Genomic DNA, 16,866 nt, shown 5'->3' on the forward strand with positions numbered 1-16,866 from the left:
AATTATGTTACAGGAAATTATTGTTTATATCATATTGCTCATCGCTGCCGGCTTCGCTGTCAGGGCGATTGTCAAACGTTTCGGACGTAAAAGCTCTCCCTGCGACGGATGCAGTGGATGCGATCTGAAAAATACGGTTAGCAAAGGCAATAAACCGCCGTGCGGATGTTCGTAAATGCTATTTGACGATCTGCTTTATCCAGTTGGTGGTGGTTTCCAAAACAACAGGTGCAATGGTTTGTTCAATTGAACCATACTCTGCGGGAGCACCGGTTTTACACTCCTGAAACATGTGGTTCAGGTTTGGAAATACTTTGATTACAACCTGCTTGTTGCCTCCTTGTTTCAGCGCTTTCTCAATGAGCGGAATATTTTCCTTGGCAGGAACTTGTAAATCCTTTTCTCCATTCAGAACCAGTACCGGGTATTTTACCTTTGATAATGTTGGTAGCGGATCATACTTCAGAAAGTATCTCATCCATGGGGTGGTCATCTGTTCAACCTGCATAGATATCTGAGCCTTTATGTCTGCCTGAGAAGTATCTTTCTTTAGTTTCAGGTAGGTCTCGGTAAGCAGTTGAGCGAGTTTTTGCTTCAACGCTTTGGGATCGGTGGTGTGGTCCATGATGTCCATTCCTTTTTCACCAGCCTCTTTCCACGCGGCAAGTTCTTGTTCGGGGGCTCCGTTCGCACGACCGATCAATTCCTGTTGCAGCACTATCAACTGGTCTCCCCTCAACCCAGTTCCTGCCAGAATCACAATAAAGCGTATATCTTTGGATTTGGAGGCTACTATCGGCGCAATGTTTCCTCCTTCGCTGTGTCCTATCAGGCCAATCTTCTTTTGATCAATATCTTTCCGGCTCTTCAGATATGCGACTGCACTTTCTACATCCGAGGCAAAATCGGTGGTAATTGCTTTTTGAAAATCTCCCGTCGATTTGCCGAAGCCACGGTCGTCATAGCGCAATACTCCAATGCCATTTCGAGTCAGATAATCGGCAATTACCAGAAACGGTTTGTGCCCGAATATTTCTTCATCCCGGTTTTGCGATCCGCTGCCGGTAATAAGAACCACAACGGGAAATTTACCCTCTTTTTTAGGCAAAGTCAATGTGCCTGCAAGGGTAATGCCAGCAGATGGATTGGGAAAGGTTACCTCTTCGGAATAGTATGGAAAAGGTGGCACTGGTTCCTGTGGACGTTTGATCGCTTGTTTTTCGATAGCACGGCGGGTAAGATTCAATGGCATTGCCATTCCCCGTTGCTTGAAAGTGCCTATAATAGAATCGCCGCCCCGTAACTCTCCGTTGTATTCCGCCATCAGGTTGGGCATGGAGATGTCCAGTTTCGAGTTGGCAAATAAGGTGCTGCTGACAGGTATTCCTTTAGCCCCCTGATCGGGGCTGTCCAGCGTAGCACTGTATTTATCGCCGTTTTGAGAGATATGAAAAACAATCCGCAATTGCATCGCGGCCTGAACTTTTAATGCTCCGTACCAATCACCGGTAATTTGTTGGGCAAAAGCACTAATGGAAAATAGCAAGAGCACCAGAGAAAGAATTCGTGTTTTCATGAGTTTGTGTTTTAATGTTTCCCGATACCTGATTTAATTATTGCAAATATACTAATTCTCTTATTTTTAGTGCATTTTTCGGAGCAAAACCTCCGTAGTCGTTGTTGAAAAAAGCCCATACATCCTTGCCTTCGTTTAACCAGCAACGAATCTTTTCAGCATAGAATACCAAATCCGACATGGTATAATCAGATGCGTACAATTGCTCGCGGCCGTGAAAGCGTATGTAGACAAAGTCAGAAGTGACAATTTCTGCGAATGGAAATTTACCTCCGGCATCTGAGATGACGAAGCCAAGGGAATAACGGCTCAATAAGTCAAAAAAATCATCGTTAAGCCACGATCCATCGCGGATTTCCACCGCAAAATGATAATCCGGATGTCTGTTCCTAAGTAAGTCGGCAAAATGAATAGATAGTTCCTTGTCGTAATGGAAATTAGGAGGTAATTGTACCAAAACAGGACCTAATTTTGGCTTCAAACAGTCAAAGGTCTGAAAATAGTTTTCAAGTGCTTGATCGCAATTCACCAGACGTTTTTGATGTGTAATGAAACGGCTCATTTTGGTGCAAAAGCGGAATGACTCCGGTGTACGGCGCATCCATCCGGCTACTGTTGCTTTGAACGGAAGATGATAAAAGCTGGCATTCAGTTCAACACAATCGAATTGAGTAATATAATACTCGAGATATTGGGCTGGTTGTACTTCTGAAGGATAAAAGCATCCGGACCAGTGCTGATAGCTCCAGCCGGATGTGCCTACAAATAGCTCTCCACAGTTGGAAATTGCAGTCATTGCTCTATCGCTTCCGTTCGTTCAGCAGCCACACTCCCAGTAAAGCAAGAAAGATAGCCGCCACTGCGCTTATCCAGGCCGGAATGCTTACGCAATTTGCAACAACGATAGGTACAGCAATAATGAATCGCAAGAGCTGGGCAAAAGCCAAAAACAGCAATAAAATGCCGATAACAAGAGATGCCGGGCGTTTCATGATTGGATCCTCCAATATTAATTCAATACAAAGATATATTGGATTTTGGAGGTGTGTAATCATTTATTTATCATTCTGCTCCGATAAGTTGAAGTTGGTGTGATTGCAGGTTTTCACCGCGAAAAAAGAGCGTGACTTTATGCGATTTAGTGAATCTCTCTAACAGGGCGGCCATGTATTTTGAATAGCTGAGATAATAGTCAGTGCCGTCTAAGTTGTATGAAATTTGTTCTCCAAATCAAGCCCGTATTCAGCAGCTGTTTTGCCTTTCAAATCTTTTAATGTGTAAATAAGCATCGAAACGGAACTCTTCTCTTTTAAGCCTTGCAATCGGGAGACTATTATTGATTTTTCCTGATTGGAAAACAGCGAGGCATTATCAATCACCTGCTGGCTTTTGCCCGGCAAGCAAAAAATGAACAAATATGAAAGAATTGGTATGTATTTCATGCGTTGGATATAGTTCGTTAAAGTGGTATTATAAATACAAATCTAACAGATATTTAGGCAAAAACTATAAGAAGACGATATTTTTTGAAGTGGAGAGAGTGGACTTATATGACCTGAAAGTGGTGCGTTGATAAAATTTAACGTTTAAAATTATTGGAATTCAATAAAACTACTCTATTTTTGTACTCGAAAACGATTTTAGTCGAAAAATGATAAACGATCAGCTATCTAAAGAAGAACAACTCCGAAAAGAGATAATTTCAACTGCTCAGAAATTATTTCAACAGTATGGACTCCATAAAACAACAATGGAGGATATTGCTCGTGCAATGGGCAAAGGGAAGAGTACGCTTTACTACTATTATAAGAGTAAAGAGGAAATTTTCGATGCTGTGCTTCGTACTGAAATGAACGAAGTTTATCATCTGTCAAAGGAAGCTGTACATCAAGCAGAATCGGCTTCTGATAAGCTAAAGGCTTTTTTCTCACTTTCTTTCCAGATAGCAAAAAGTAAAGTCAACCTTTATAAGATTGTTACTGAAGAGATGGCTATTCAGGATTTGTCGCGAACACATCATGTGGTGAAGGAACTGAATGCAAAATCAGTAGCAATGGTGGAAGATATTTTTATTGCAGGATTTGTATCGGGTGAATTTTGCGACGAACTTCGCAGCCAGGCACATCTTCTTGCATATTCAATGGTAAGTGCTATGCGTAGTCTGGTGTTGGATATGGCGATAGATGACCAAATACCTGACTGGGATACCCGGTTAAATGTTTTACTTGAATTCCTGATTAAGGCATTACGCAAATAATGCCATTTTTTTTAATCAGAATTCGACCAAAAAACGAAAAACGTTTTGAAATTTCTCATATAAAGAAAGATAGATAAAACAAATTAAATTTCAGAAGAAGATGAAGAAAGTAGCTTATTTCGTGTTGTGCATCCTGACATTGGCTGGATGTAAACAGGCAAAAACAGAGAGCGTTGCCGATCCGAAGATTGTAATAGCTGAGGTTCAGCAGGTATCTACTTCGGGAGCTTTGCAGTATAGTGGCACTATTGAACCGACACAAACCATTCCACTTACGTTTCAGGCTCAGGGAACGGTGCTGAAGGTGTTGGTTAATGCGGGTGATCCGGTGAAAGCGGGTCAGTTGTTGGCCGTTGTCGATAAGGCTGATGCACAAAGCATGTATGAAATGACGCTGGCAAAATATCAACAGGCAAAAGATGCGTACGATCGGTTGAAACAGGTGCACGACAAAGGAAGCCTGCCCGAAGTGAAGTGGGTAGAGATGGAGAGCAACCTGCAACAGGCTCAATCGTCGGTGGCTCTGTCGAGAAATAATCTGAAGAAGTGTAATCTCTATGCTCCCGAAAGCGGTGTGATAGGTAAGCGTAATATCGAACCGGGGATGAACAGCCTTGGCAATTTGAATGCGCCGATAGAACTGGTGAAGATCAATACGGTTTATGTAAAGGTGGCTGTTCCCGAAAACGAGATCAATCTCATAAAAAAAGGTCAGAAAGCAACGTTTACCGTGTCGGCACTCGATAATAAAGAGTTTGAAGGAACCGTCACCAATGTGGGGGTGGTGGCTGATGCCATATCGCGTACTTACGAAGTGAAGATAACCGTCAACAATACAAAACTGGAGCTAAAGCCGGGCATGGTGTGCGACGTAAAACTGAATGTGACCGCGAACCGCACTATAGTAGGAGTCCCTTTGCAGGCGGTAGATAAAGATAACGACAATCGCAACTATGTGTATGTTGTCAATGTTGCCGGCAAAACGGTTTCCAAACGGTTGGTCACCGTGGGTATCTATCAGGGTGACTTTGTGGAGATCCTGTCGGGAGTTAATCTGGGCGAGAAGGTGGTGACCGGAGGCTTGCATAAGTTGTCGGATAACAGTAAGGTGACTCTTTGAGAATCAAGAACCAGGAACCAAGAGTCAAGACAATCTGTTTTTTTATGAAAAGAACTAGATAAGAAGGAAATTAGAAAAGCGGTCAACGTTATTTGGGTATGGAGCGCGTGTTTCTTGGCTCTTGACTCTAGATTCTTGAATCAAAATATAAAATTATGAAGCAAAAAAAGATAGGCTTTATAGCATGGGCAATGCGTAATCATAACATAACCAATTTATTGGTCGTTATGTTTGTGATTTTCGGTGTGGTGGCGTTACTTAAAATGCCCCGCAATGAGTTCCCTCAGTTTACCATTCGTCAGGGAGTGGTTGTTGGGGTGTATCCGGGTGCAACCTCTTCCGAAGTGGAAGAACAATTGACGAAACAGGTTGAAAATTATCTCTTTGGATTCAAGGAGGTGAAAAAGAAAGATACCTATTCCGAATCGAAAGACGGGATGATGTATATTTATGTGGAGCTCAACGATGACGTAAAAAATGCCGATGAGTTTTGGTCGAAGCTGAAGCATGGTCTGAACGAATTCAAATCGTCGTTGCCCACCGGGGTGTTGGCTCTGATTGCCAACAGCGATTTCGGCGATACGTCTGCGCTGCTGATCTCCCTGTCGTCGGATACCAAGGGATACAAAGAGATGGAAGAGCAGCTGAAGAAGCTGAAAGCCGAATGTCGGAAAATCCCCGCTGCATCGAAGATTAAAGATTACGGTATTCAGCGTGAAAAAATTTATGTAAACGTCGAACCGGAGAAGTTGAATGAGTACAATATCAAATCGTTATCGTTGCTGGCACAGTATCAGCCCAATGGGTTGGTTTCTCCGGCCGGAACCCTGAAAACGGGTACCAACAATCTCAGTGTTCATTTTCCGCCGAACTTTCAATCGGAAAAAGATTTGGCCGATCAGATTGTATTCTCCGACCCGAAGGGTGGGGTGGTGCGCCTGAAAGATATTGCGACGATAGAACGTTGCAGCGATAAAGATCCGGACAGCTATATCAAACAGAATGGAAAGAGAACCATTTTGCTTTCGCTCGAAATGCAGCCGGGTAATAATATTGTTTCGTTTGGTAAGGATGTGCAACAGGCACTCGATAATTTCAAAAAGCATTGTCCGAGTGGCATCGAAGTAAATGTTATTTCCAATCTTCCGGAGTATGTGAACGAATCGGTTACCGATTTTATGCGCGAATTTGTGATCGCGATTATTGCCGTAGTGCTGGTGGTAATGTTGTTGCTGCCGCGCCGTGTGGCTTCCATTGCCGGGTTAACGGTGCCCATCTCGGTAATGATTACGCTTGGATTTCTCTACTTCTTCGGCGTGGAACTCAACACCGTTTCGTTGGCAGGATTGATCCTGGTGCTGGGGATGATTGTGGATAACTCCATTGTGGTGATCGACAACTATGTCGATAAGAAGGATCATAAAATGTTTTCGTGGCATGCAGCCATCAAGAGTGCACGCGAGCTGGTAACACCTATCATTACGGCAACGCTGGCCATCTGTGTGGTTTACATCCCGCTCGGGTTTATGATGCCCGGAACCTCCGGTGACTTCCTTAAGCCGTTGCCTCTGACTATTTGTATTGCATTAGTGGTTTCTGTGGCCGTTGCACTCTTTGTTGTTCCGTTCCTTAACTTCTATTTTATCAAGAAAGGGCTTAAAGCAGATGATGAAAAAAAGAGCAAGTCGTTTCTGGATATTATGCAGGCGGCCTTTGATGCAACCCTCGAGAAGGCATTCCGTCATCCCAAACGTACTTTGGCTATCGGTGTGGGCTCTATTGTTTTGGCCATTGTTCTGTTCAAAAGCATCGATCAACGTCTGTTTCCCGAGGTAGAGCGTAATCAGTTTGCCGTAGAGGTCTATCTGGATGAAGGTGCTTCGCTTGAAAGTACCGCCAAGATTATGAATCAACTCTCGGACATGCTCGAAAAAGACAAACGCGTGACGAAGGTTACCAGTTTTATCGGAACCAGTTCTCCCCGCTTCCATACCGCTTATGCTCCCCACATGCCGGCTCCAAACTATGGCCAGTTGATGGTAAACACGATCGATAACGAAGCAACCCGTGAAATTTGTGAAGAGTATAACAATAAACTTGCAGGTGCTTTTCCGAACGCGCATGTGAAGTGGAAAATTCTTGCCCTTCAAAAGAGTAAATATCCTATCGAATTGCGTATTACCGGCGATTCTATTAAGGATATCCGCAAGGCAGAGGCCATGGTCGATTCGGTGATTAAACCGGTGAAAGGTATTGCCTGGGTAAATCCCGATTGGGGCCAGAAGAGCCAAAGCATTCGCGTCGATCTCGATAAAGACAAGGCCAATCGCATGGGATATTCCAAAGGGGTGGTTGCCACTTCGGTGATGGTCGGACTCAATGGTGTTCCGCTGACAACCGTTTGGGAAGGCGATTATCCGGTAGGTGTAGAACTGAAGCAGGATCAGGGAGAAAAGAAGGATGTGAATTTCCTTGGTAACCAGCTTGTAACCTCTCCGATGAGTTATTCGGCCATGCCACTACGTTCGTTTGCCAAATTTTCGCCCGAATGGAACGAGGGAACGATTGTTCACCGCAATGGTACCCGTACGTTGACGATTCAAATCGATGTGGCGTCCAACTATATTGCATCGGCTATTACCAATGAAATTCGTCCGCAACTCGATAAACTCAAATTTCCCGATGGGGTAACTTTGTCGTACGGCGGTGAAATCGAAGATCAGGAGATGTCGTTTATCCCGATGTCTATCGCTTTGGTGCTGAGTATCGGACTTATTTTCCTTATTCTGTTGTTCCAGTTCAAAAAGATAAAGATGGCTTCCATCATCATGTCGACCATGTTGTTAAGCTTGCCTGGTGCTGCCATCGGACTGTTTTTAGCCCGTTATCCGTTCAGTCTCACCGCATTCTTGGGAATCACCAGTTTGTGTGGTATCGTGGTGCGAAACGGGATTATTCTGATTGATTATCTGCGCGAGTTGCGGGTAGAGCATGGCATGGGCGTGAAAGAGGCGGCTCTGGCTGCCGGCAAGCGCAGAATGCGTCCTATCTTCCTGACCTCTGCTGCAGCTTCGGTGGGTGTGATCCCGATGATTATAAGCCGTTCCCCGCTGTGGGGACCGTTGGGAACCGTCATCTGTTTTGGTTTACTCATCTCAATGGTGCTGACGCTCTTTATTCTGCCGGTGTTATATACCGTTCTTTATAAAGAGAAACCCAACGAAAAGAGAAAAAAACATCATATGCCCTACCAGAAAAGCGTGGGATCGGGAGCAACCATCCTGTTGTTGTTATTTAGTTTGTCGTCAATTTCTTTGTCGGCGCAGAAACGCGAAATTTCGCTGGATGAATGCAAGAAACTGGCGGTGCAAAACAATGCAAAAATAAAGGAGGCCAATCTCGATTTGCAGGCTTCGCAGGAGACGCGAAAAGCGGCTTTCACCAGTTATTTTCCAAAAATCAGTGCTTCGGCCAACTGGGTCAAGTTCAGCGAAAACCTGCTCAAGGTAAATGTTCCTTCGGTCAATTTGCCGGTCTATAACGGAGACATGTCGACATTGGCCTCGGCAACTCAGTTCGCTTATTTTCCGGGCATGTCTGTATCGACTCTCGATAAAGCAGTTGTTGGAAATATACTCATTATGCAACCGGTATTTGCCGGAGGACGTATTATCAACGGCAATAAGCTTGCAAAACTGGGAGAAGATGTCAATGCCAGCAAGGTAGTGCTTTCGAAGAGTGAAGTATTGCAAAAAGCCGAAGAGCAGTACTGGCAGATTGTGTCGTTGCGCGAAAAGATGAAGACGTTGCGCATGTTGCAAATGTTGCTTGATAGTACCTATAAACAAGCTAACGATGCGTATCATGCAGGTTTGATTAATCGTAATGACGTGATGAAAGTAACCCTGAAAAAAAGCGATACGAAAATCAATGAACTCCAGCTCTCCAATGGTATTAAACTATCTACCATGGTTTTGTGTCAGTATATTGGTCTGCCTTACGATTCTGCAATCGTATTTGGAGAAGAGATTCCTCTCTATAAAATGCCCGAGCAGGTATATCTTGATTCGAAACAGGCTGTAACAAACCGCGAGGAGTATAAATTGCTCAATAAAAGCGTAAAAGCCGAAGAATTGCAGTCAAAGTTAAAATTGGGAGAGTACATGCCCGAAGTTGCCGTTGGGGTAGGAGGTGTATATCAGAATGTTGCAGGTTCGCACAATTCGTTTGGGTTGGTAATGGCTTCGGTCAAAGTGCCGATTTCTGATTGGTGGGAGGCTTCGCATACAATGAAAGCCCGTAAACAAAAGGAGCAGATAGCCCGTACCCAAAGCAAGAACAACACTGAATTGCTGGCACTAGAAATTGAGAAGACGTGGAACGAACTGATTGAATCTTATAAGCAGATTGCTATTGCCAGCGAATCCATCGGACAGGCAGAAGAAAATCTTCGCATAAACCGGGATAATTTCAATGCCGGGATGATAAATATATCCGATTTGCTTGAAGCTGAAACGATGCTTCAACAGGCTAAAAACCAGTTGACGGATAGTCAGACCAGATATAAATCCAAACTGGCAGCTTACCTGCAGGTAACCGGTAGATACGAAAAGTGAGAAGAGATCTGCCGGACGGTTGTAAATGAAATAGAGTCAAATTGTCCGGCAGATACTTCTGAAAAGAGACTTTAGTGAAGAATAATCTGATAATAAATAGAATGACTTTTGTTTAATAACCAGTCGGTTAAAAAAGGCTAAACAAAAATTGGATTCTTTTGCAGTTTGCTCTTTCGGGAGTACATTTGCAAGGATTAACAATTCGATTAGACATCGTCATTGCATCTAAAATTGAACTAAAAATATGGAAGCTGTAGTAGAATACGAAACCGTACTCAATATTCTTTCCGGCAGGGTCGGAGATAAAATAAAGCGGCCTTTCTATAAGGCATTTGCTCGCGAATGTATTGCTATCTCGTCCGAGCAATATGCCATACTTGCTTGTTTGGTAAAACAAAATATGGTAACACAGCAAACTCTGTGCGGCCTGACAAAGAAAGATAAGCCTAACGTTACCCGTCTGATTGATCGTCTGGAAAATAAAAGCCTTGTACAAAGGATTGCAGACGCAGAAGATAAACGTAAAAAACGTATTTGCATTACCGAGCAAGGAATGCTGGTTTATGAAAAGGTGAACCATATTGTATCTGACATGGTTTCTCATGCTATGAAGAATATTGACGAAGGTCAACTGGTGGTCTTTCAGGATGTATTAAGACATATGATGCACAATCTCTCAATGGTTGTCTGAATTGCTCTGTTTTGCTATAAATGGCGTGTTTGTGTGTCGTCCGGCATGCAAACTTTTTATTGTTGACGTTATAAATCAAAGCGTAAGATTAAAAAATTACATAAATTACTGTTTGTAGAATTGTTACAAACTACTTCCAGTCAAAAAAACGTGCCGTGAGTTCAAGACTTTTCACCCTTCTTAAGAGCTATCTCTTCTTTATTCTTCTTTTTGTAGTGCAGAAACCGCTTTTCATGCTCTACCATTGGGATCAGGCCTCTAAAGCTTCGATCGGTGACTGGTTTGCTGTGATTTGGCATGGATTGCCCATGGATCTTTCTACGGCTGGTTACTTCGTCGTTATTCCGGCTTTACTGCTTATTGCGTCCATTTGGGTCGATCGCAGGTATATTGCTCCGGCGGTGAATGTCTACGGTATTATCATTTTGCTTGTTATCACTCTTATCTTTTTAGTCGATATAGAGTTATACTCCTATTGGGGTTTTCGGATCGATACCACGCCGCTGTTTTATCTGAAATCGCCCAAAGATGCGCTGGCAAGCGTCTCTACCTGGATGCTGATTTTGGGCATTGTTTGTTTTGCGCTCTGTTTTGCCGGTGTTTACTGGCTTTTCCGCCGCTATGTGCTCAGTTTGTATCAAAAGATGCCGAAGGTACCCGTACGTCGCGTTGTGTATACCATTTATATGACGTTACTGGCGGCCTTGCTGTTTATTCCGATTCGGGGAGGTATTTCTGTGTCGACAATGAATGTGGGAACAGCTTATTTTAGTAACGTATTGTTTCTCAATCATTCGGCCGTGAATCCGGTATTCAACCTGATGGCTTCTTTCGGGGCAGAGAACGATTTCGGACAACAGTATCGTTTTATGGACGACAAAGAGGCGCATCGTATATTCTCTGAACTCAGGGAAAAACCGGTTGCTGCCGATTCTGTTCCGGTAGTGTTAAATCAGCAACGCCCTAACGTTATCTTCTTTATTCTTGAGAGTTTCATGTCGAAAGATTTTGAATCGCTGGGCGGGCTTCCTGTGGCGCAAAACCTGAATCGTTTGTGCGGAGAAGGGGTGGTGTTTACCCATATCTATGCCAACAGTTTCCGTACCGACAGAGGAATTATTGCTAACCTGAGCGGTTATCCGGCGCAGCCCACTACATCCATCATGAAGTATCCGGTGAAAAGTCAGAGCCTGCCCTCCATTCAGAAATCTTTGAAGAATGCGGGATATGCCTGCTCGTACTATTACGGTGGCGATGCCGACTTTACTAATATGCGATCGTACCTTATGAGCTCGGGCATCGACAAAATTATTTCGGATAAGGATTTTTCATTGAAAGAGCGCATGTCAAAGTGGGGAGCTCCCGATCATATTCTGATACGCCGACTACTCAACGATTTGCAGCATCCGCCCCGTCAGCCGTTTTTTACCGTTGTGCAGACTCTTAGCAGTCATGAACCTTTTGAGGTGCCGATGCACCGTCTCAAAGATCCGTATCTCAATTCGGTAGCCTATACCGACAGCTGTTTGGGGGTATTTATCGATGCTATGAAGAAATCACCTCTTTGGAAAAATACGTTGCTTGTATTTGTTCCCGATCATGCCATGCGTTATCCGGCAACCATTGAGAATACCGATCCTAACCGATATAAAATTCCTATAATTTGGGCGGGTGGGGCTGTGCGGAAACCGATGAAGGTCGATCGTTATGGTAGTCAGATTGATCAGGCAGCTACACTGCTTTACCAGTTGGGAATCGATCATTCGGCATTTACTTTCAGTAAAAACCTGTTGAATCCCAACAATCCGCAGTTCGGTTTCTTTGACTTTGTCGACGGGTTCGGTTTCGCTTCACCGCAACGTGAGGTGGTGTACGACCATGCTCAGAAAAAGGTGGTATACGGAGATCAGGCATCAGTGGAATTTACCAAAGGAAAAGCTTTTCTGCAATGTTTGTATGACGATCTGGCCAGACGGTAAAATTTTGTTATCTGTATACAAGTTATGATATCAATTGTCTGCATGAGCTATATTTGTACTCTAAAGAGAAGATTGAGATGAAAAACAAATGGAAATACCTTGCAATATTTTGGCTGTCAACCATGATTTTTCCTTTCCTGACTTCAGCTCAAAACTGGAAGTTTATCAAAGAAAAGCATGGGGTTCAGTTATACTCACGCCATGAAGCGGGCAAAGGATTGAAATATTTCAAGGGGATTGCTGAAATACAGGCATCAGCCGACAAAGTTTTTGCAATGCTCGAAAATGTGCATCAAACCGACTGGTGGACAAAAGATGTTACACAGTTGAAAGTGTTAAATTACGAGAAAGACCGTTTGGCACAGCTGTACGTGGTTTACCGGTTACCCTGGCCATTCAAATACAGAGAGTTGTATATTAATATCACAGCCTCAATAAACCCGTTAACCGGAGAACGCAGGTTAACTTCCATCCCATTTCGGGGCACAAGTGTTGAAACTAGAGATTACGTCCGGATTAAGAATTTTTGGGAAGAATATAAAATTTGGCCCATCGACAAAAACCGCTCCCGTCTGGAACTTGAATTCTACATTGATCCCGGAACCGGATTGCCCGACTGGCTGGTAAACATGGTGTTGGCCGATTCTCCCATTCGGATCATCAAAACAATAAGAGAGTATTTGTATGGGACTTAAAAGAAAACTAACACAGTTTGAGTTGGCGCTTAGTTCATTCTTCCCTGTTTCCTGATACAATTTTCCAAATGATGTATAGAGCCCTGTCCTCAATAGGACGGGGCTTTTTTGTTATCTATAAAAATAATGTTAACCTAAATATGTATTTAACGAAAAGAAATTTGTAGTTTTGAGGCGACAATCACTATTTTTTGTAGCACGACTTATGATCAATCAGAGTAACCCTTGGCTTTTGATCGATTTTTCTGCACCGTGCCGAAACCAATCCGAAGAACAGGATAAAGGAGATACAATGGAAATAGGTATTTGAAGATATTGGCTAAACAATTGCTTATCTTGCACAAAGAATTCTAATATCACTCTAAAACCTAAAAACTATGTTTACAGTAGATCAGATTGAACAGGCTCACAGCAAGGTGAAGTCTGGCGCCGACTTTCCCAAATATATTGCAGAAATCAGGCAAATGGGCGTTACTGCTTTTGAAATCTGGGTGAAGGATGGTCATACTATATATTTCGGCGAAGATGGTTTTCAAGCCAAATCATTGCCTCAATACGATGCTTTGGTTATTAATGACGAATGCGATCGAAAACGGTTTATTCACTATTTGAAAATCCACCAGCAAGGCCAGACCGACTTTTATACCTTTTGTTATCATTGTGCTGAAACTGGTATCGAGAAATGGTTTGTAAGTCTGGACGATATGCTCTGTTTCTATTTCGATAAAGCTTCAATCGAAGTACTGGAAGAACGGATTCCTCATTAATAATTGTCATATCGATGAAAGAGTTTGCATTGATATTCAGGATGGACATAACCACTAAAGAAGCCCAACCAACCGAAGAACAGATGCGCGGGTATATGGAGCAATGGATGTCGTGGATAAATTATATTGATCAAGAAGGACAACTGGTCGAAGGAGGTAACCACTTTTCCAGAGAAGGACGGGTTCTGAAAGCGGGCAAAAGTATTATAGAAGGGCCTTATATTGCAGATGGAAATTCAATTGCCGGTTATATACTTATCCGTGCTACAGATATGGATGATGCAACACGTGTTGCAGAAAAATGCCCGATACTACAAGGTGAAAATACAAGTGTGGAAATACGGGAACTGGGGCAGCCCGGCTAATAGATCACATACCAGACTGATTCACTACTCAATATGGTGAACATCGAAAATTGATGTGCGTTTTTTAATCAAATAATCTTACAATCATGAGAAAAATCTTTTTAATCTTTTTTGCAGCTGTATCTGTTTCTCTTTCGGCTCAGAATGAGGGGATACAGTTTCTTGGTGATTCAACGTTACAGTCGGCTTTAGCCAAAGCCAAACAAGCGAACAAACTCCTCTTTGTCGATTGTTACACATCCTGGTGCGGACCTTGTAAGTATATGGCAAAGAATATATTTCCATTGCCAGAAGTCGGAAACTTTTTTAATCAGCACTTTCTGAACTGGAAAGTGGATTGTGAGAAAATTAATAAGGTAGATGCCGGTCAATTTGCAAAATACAACATACGTGCCTGGCCTACTTATCTCTTTCTTGACGGAGATGGAAATATTGTACACATGGCTCTGGGAGCTGGCCCTGCATCGTTTTTTTTGGAGACAGGAAAAGCGGCGCTGGATTCAACTAAAAATTTGATCGGACTGCAGAAAAAAATCAACCATGGAGATCGCTCTCATGAAACCCTGAAAAATTACTATTCCTGCAATATATCTGCAGATACGAAATACATAGACGAACATTTCTCGCTCGTAGATGACTCTGTCCGGTTCTCGAGACCTTCATGGGATTTGTTTTCCTATTTTATGATGAATATTGATGGTTTCGCCTTTAATTTCTTTGTCAAAAATAAAACGCAATACGAAAAAAAATTCGGACAAGAAGCTGTAGATAATAAGCTTACCAGTCTGTTTGGGTATTATGCCCGTCCGGGAAAAGAGAGCCAGTATGAAAAACTGTCGAAAATAGATACAGCACTCTTTGCAAAAGCGAAACTAATCAATGAATTCCGTAAAGCTCAAATGAGCTATTCTACCGATAAAACGAATAAAGAAGCATGGGATAAATTGATAAACATGACATCGACTTTATTCACTGCGCACAAATTTACGGTTTGGGAACTGAATGATGTAAGTTGGATGGTCTACGAAAACTATAAAAAGTTTAAGGATACCAATGCGTTGAAGCAGGCTCAGATATGGTCGAAGAAAACCGTGGATAACAAGCCTGATACGCACGCTTTTAACGATACTTATGCACATATTCTGTTCGATTTGGGAAATAAAAAAGAGGCCATTCAGAAAGAAGAACTGGCTCTGAAACAAGCAACGGAACAAAATGCGCCTGACCAGATTAAATTCTATTCTGACGAACTGAAAAGATTTCGGGGAGACAAATAAAACGGTAGATTTCTACCAATAGATTTCTTGCTTGGATCAAAGATCATGGTTTTTAAAACAAAATTTCTACCTTTGCATTATGCTTTCGGGCTATTAAAAAAATTGAGAATGAGAATTAGTTTAAACATTATTGCGGTCATTATTATTATCATCGGAATCCCCTGGATTTGCCGAAGGTGATAGTTTTGTGTTGCGCAAAATATCCAACCCCCTTTCGGTAAATACCGGAAGGGGGTTTCTTTTTATATTCACTTTTATAATTTTTGTCTTATGAATGTATCATCAACCGGCAGGTTTGCCACTCGTATGGAAGGAGTTCCCCGTTCGTTTATCCGTGAAATTTTGAAAGTAGCCATTTCGCCCGAAGTGATTTCGTTTGCGGGTGGCTTACCCAATAAAGAGTTGTTCCCGTTAGAAGAACTTCAGGCGAGCGCAGCGAAACTGATGTCGGGATCGGACCGGAATATTCTCCAGTATGCCAATACGGAAGGGTACCTGCCATTGCGTGAGAAGATTGCTGAACGGTATGCTCGCAAAGGTTTGAAGATAGATTCCAAAAATATTCTTATTACAAACGGTTCGCAACAGGGGCTCGATTTGCTAGGGAAAATCTTTATCAATGAGGGTGATGCCGTGTTGATGGAAGAACCCGGATATTTGGGTGCTATACAGGCTTTCTCCATCTTTCATCCCCGCTTTGTAACGGTTCCGCTCACCGACGAAGGTATTGATGCTCAAATATTAAAACAGAAGATTAATGCGGAGAATCCCTGTCTGGCCTATCTGATTCCCAATTTTCAAAATCCGTCCGGCATTAGCTATACAGAAGAGCGTAGACGCGAAGTTGCTGAAATATGCCAAGGAAAACCGATGTTTTTGGTGGAAGACGATCCTTATGGCGATATTCGGTTCCGGGGAGAACGCAAAAACTCGTTTTACCATTATTTGCCCGAGCAAACTATATTGCTGGGAACCTTTTCAAAAACGGTTGTTCCGGCATTTCGCATGGGTTGGATAGTGGCTCCTGATGATGTGATGGAACGCCTCATTATTGCAAAACAGGCAGCTGATCTGCACACCGATTATTTTACGCAGCGATTGGTGCATCAGTATCTCTCCGATTATAACATCGATCAGCACATATTACAAATTTGTCGGGCTTACGGCAAACAGGCTGAAGCAATGATTTCTGCCATTGAACGGTATTTCCCGAAAGAGGTAATGTTTACAGGTCCTGAAGGGGGTATGTTTTTGTGGCTGACGCTACCCGAAGGTCAGAGCGCGATGAAATTATTTGACTTGGCCATCAAAGAGAACGTGGCTTTTGTGCCCGGAAATCCATTTTACGTGGGCAAAACGGACGTGAATACCTGTCGGCTGAATTTCTCCTGTTCCAATGAGTCTGAAATTGAAGTGGGGATTTGTAGGTTGGCAAAAGTACTTACAAGATTAGGATAATACGTACTCTATTTCTTACCGGATGTCCTGTGTCATTCGGTAAGAAATTTGTTGAATGTTTATCC

The 16,866-nt window shown here is 42.8% G+C and carries 15 protein-coding genes; 11 read left to right on the plus strand and 4 right to left on the minus strand.

The genetic code is table 11. From position 1 onward, the window contains the following. Positions 1-4 precede the first annotated feature (4 nt). The gene (locus PJIAN_RS14855; protein ID WP_101750751.1) at positions 5-175 is read left to right on the plus strand and encodes a FeoB-associated Cys-rich membrane protein; all 171 of its coding nucleotides are present in this window, start codon (positions 5-7) and stop codon (positions 173-175) included. Between the two features lie 3 nt (positions 176-178). Here PJIAN_RS14855 and PJIAN_RS11655 read toward each other — a convergent pair whose 3' ends face one another. From PJIAN_RS11655 to PJIAN_RS15085, 4 genes are all read right to left on the minus strand, one after another. Beyond that, entirely contained in the window at positions 179-1,576 is a 1,398-nt protein-coding gene (locus tag PJIAN_RS11655) for an alpha/beta hydrolase family protein (RefSeq protein ID WP_068705238.1), read from the minus strand. 37 nt (positions 1,577-1,613) lie between these two features. Beyond that, positions 1,614-2,372 carry a DUF72 domain-containing protein gene (locus tag PJIAN_RS11660; protein WP_068705240.1) on the minus strand — a complete coding sequence of 253 codons (759 nt, stop codon included), beginning with the start codon at positions 2,370-2,372 and terminating at the stop codon, positions 1,614-1,616. A gap of 4 nt (positions 2,373-2,376) precedes the next feature. After that, entirely contained in the window at positions 2,377-2,568 is a 192-nt protein-coding gene (locus PJIAN_RS11665) for a hypothetical protein (RefSeq protein ID WP_068705242.1), read from the minus strand. A 210-nt stretch (positions 2,569-2,778) separates the two neighbouring features. Then, a complete protein-coding gene (locus PJIAN_RS15085) occupies positions 2,779-3,018 on the minus strand; it encodes a TPM domain-containing protein (RefSeq protein ID WP_068705244.1) in 240 nt (79 codons plus the stop codon). A gap of 209 nt (positions 3,019-3,227) precedes the next feature. Between PJIAN_RS15085 and PJIAN_RS11675 the strand changes: the two genes are divergently transcribed. The 10 genes from PJIAN_RS11675 (at position 3,228) to PJIAN_RS11720 (ending at position 16,801) form a co-directional block, all read left to right on the plus strand. After that, a complete protein-coding gene (locus PJIAN_RS11675) occupies positions 3,228-3,833 on the plus strand; it encodes a TetR/AcrR family transcriptional regulator (RefSeq protein ID WP_068705246.1) in 606 nt (201 codons plus the stop codon). A 100-nt stretch (positions 3,834-3,933) separates the two neighbouring features. After that, a complete protein-coding gene (locus PJIAN_RS11680; RefSeq protein WP_068705248.1) occupies positions 3,934-4,953 on the plus strand; it encodes an efflux RND transporter periplasmic adaptor subunit in 1,020 nt (339 codons plus the stop codon). A gap of 155 nt (positions 4,954-5,108) precedes the next feature. Then, positions 5,109-9,569 (plus strand): efflux RND transporter permease subunit, encoded by a 4,461-nt coding sequence (locus PJIAN_RS11685; RefSeq protein ID WP_084252399.1) that lies wholly within the window; start codon positions 5,109-5,111, stop codon positions 9,567-9,569. A 244-nt stretch (positions 9,570-9,813) separates the two neighbouring features. After that, a complete protein-coding gene (locus PJIAN_RS11690; RefSeq protein WP_068705252.1) occupies positions 9,814-10,260 on the plus strand; it encodes a MarR family winged helix-turn-helix transcriptional regulator in 447 nt (148 codons plus the stop codon). 155 nt (positions 10,261-10,415) lie between these two features. Continuing rightward, positions 10,416-12,239: an LTA synthase family protein gene (locus tag PJIAN_RS11695; RefSeq protein WP_439951407.1), complete on the plus strand. Its 1,824-nt coding sequence runs from the start codon at positions 10,416-10,418 to the stop codon at positions 12,237-12,239. Positions 12,240-12,361: 122 nt separating this feature from the next. Further along, positions 12,362-12,934: an SRPBCC family protein gene (locus PJIAN_RS11700; RefSeq protein ID WP_153802559.1), complete on the plus strand. Its 573-nt coding sequence runs from the start codon at positions 12,362-12,364 to the stop codon at positions 12,932-12,934. A 377-nt stretch (positions 12,935-13,311) separates the two neighbouring features. Continuing rightward, positions 13,312-13,701: a DUF1398 domain-containing protein gene (locus PJIAN_RS11705; RefSeq protein WP_068705258.1), complete on the plus strand. Its 390-nt coding sequence runs from the start codon at positions 13,312-13,314 to the stop codon at positions 13,699-13,701. Between the two features lie 14 nt (positions 13,702-13,715). Beyond that, complete coding sequence (locus tag PJIAN_RS11710) at positions 13,716-14,066, plus strand: YciI family protein (RefSeq protein WP_068705260.1); 351 nt, start codon at positions 13,716-13,718, stop codon at positions 14,064-14,066. An 86-nt stretch (positions 14,067-14,152) separates the two neighbouring features. Next, positions 14,153-15,343, plus strand: coding sequence for a thioredoxin family protein (locus tag PJIAN_RS11715; RefSeq protein WP_068705262.1), 1,191 nt, complete (start codon positions 14,153-14,155; stop codon positions 15,341-15,343). 270 nt (positions 15,344-15,613) lie between these two features. Beyond that, positions 15,614-16,801 (plus strand): aminotransferase-like domain-containing protein, encoded by a 1,188-nt coding sequence (locus tag PJIAN_RS11720; protein WP_068705264.1) that lies wholly within the window; start codon positions 15,614-15,616, stop codon positions 16,799-16,801. Positions 16,802-16,866: the final 65 nt, after the last annotated feature.

The organism is Paludibacter jiangxiensis (assembly GCF_001618385.1).
Classification (GTDB): Bacteria; Bacteroidota; Bacteroidia; order Bacteroidales; family Paludibacteraceae; genus Microbacter; species Microbacter jiangxiensis.

Coding starts and splice junctions, on each gene's coding strand:
- PJIAN_RS15085 (WP_068705244.1), bottom strand. CDS start 3,018: ATGAAATACATACCAATTCTTTCATATTTGTTCATTTTTTGCTTGCCG.
- PJIAN_RS11710 (WP_068705260.1), top strand. CDS start 13,716: ATGAAAGAGTTTGCATTGATATTCAGGATGGACATAACCACTAAAGAA.
- PJIAN_RS11660 (WP_068705240.1), bottom strand. CDS start 2,372: ATGACTGCAATTTCCAACTGTGGAGAGCTATTTGTAGGCACATCCGGC.
- PJIAN_RS11720 (WP_068705264.1), top strand. CDS start 15,614: ATGAATGTATCATCAACCGGCAGGTTTGCCACTCGTATGGAAGGAGTT.
- PJIAN_RS11690 (WP_068705252.1), top strand. CDS start 9,814: ATGGAAGCTGTAGTAGAATACGAAACCGTACTCAATATTCTTTCCGGC.
- PJIAN_RS11700 (WP_153802559.1), top strand. CDS start 12,362: ATGATTTTTCCTTTCCTGACTTCAGCTCAAAACTGGAAGTTTATCAAA.
- PJIAN_RS11685 (WP_084252399.1), top strand. CDS start 5,109: ATGAAGCAAAAAAAGATAGGCTTTATAGCATGGGCAATGCGTAATCAT.
- PJIAN_RS11705 (WP_068705258.1), top strand. CDS start 13,312: ATGTTTACAGTAGATCAGATTGAACAGGCTCACAGCAAGGTGAAGTCT.
- PJIAN_RS11665 (WP_068705242.1), bottom strand. CDS start 2,568: ATGAAACGCCCGGCATCTCTTGTTATCGGCATTTTATTGCTGTTTTTG.
- PJIAN_RS11680 (WP_068705248.1), top strand. CDS start 3,934: ATGAAGAAAGTAGCTTATTTCGTGTTGTGCATCCTGACATTGGCTGGA.
- PJIAN_RS14855 (WP_101750751.1), top strand. CDS start 5: ATGTTACAGGAAATTATTGTTTATATCATATTGCTCATCGCTGCCGGC.
- PJIAN_RS11655 (WP_068705238.1), bottom strand. CDS start 1,576: ATGAAAACACGAATTCTTTCTCTGGTGCTCTTGCTATTTTCCATTAGT.
- PJIAN_RS11715 (WP_068705262.1), top strand. CDS start 14,153: ATGAGAAAAATCTTTTTAATCTTTTTTGCAGCTGTATCTGTTTCTCTT.
- PJIAN_RS11675 (WP_068705246.1), top strand. CDS start 3,228: ATGATAAACGATCAGCTATCTAAAGAAGAACAACTCCGAAAAGAGATA.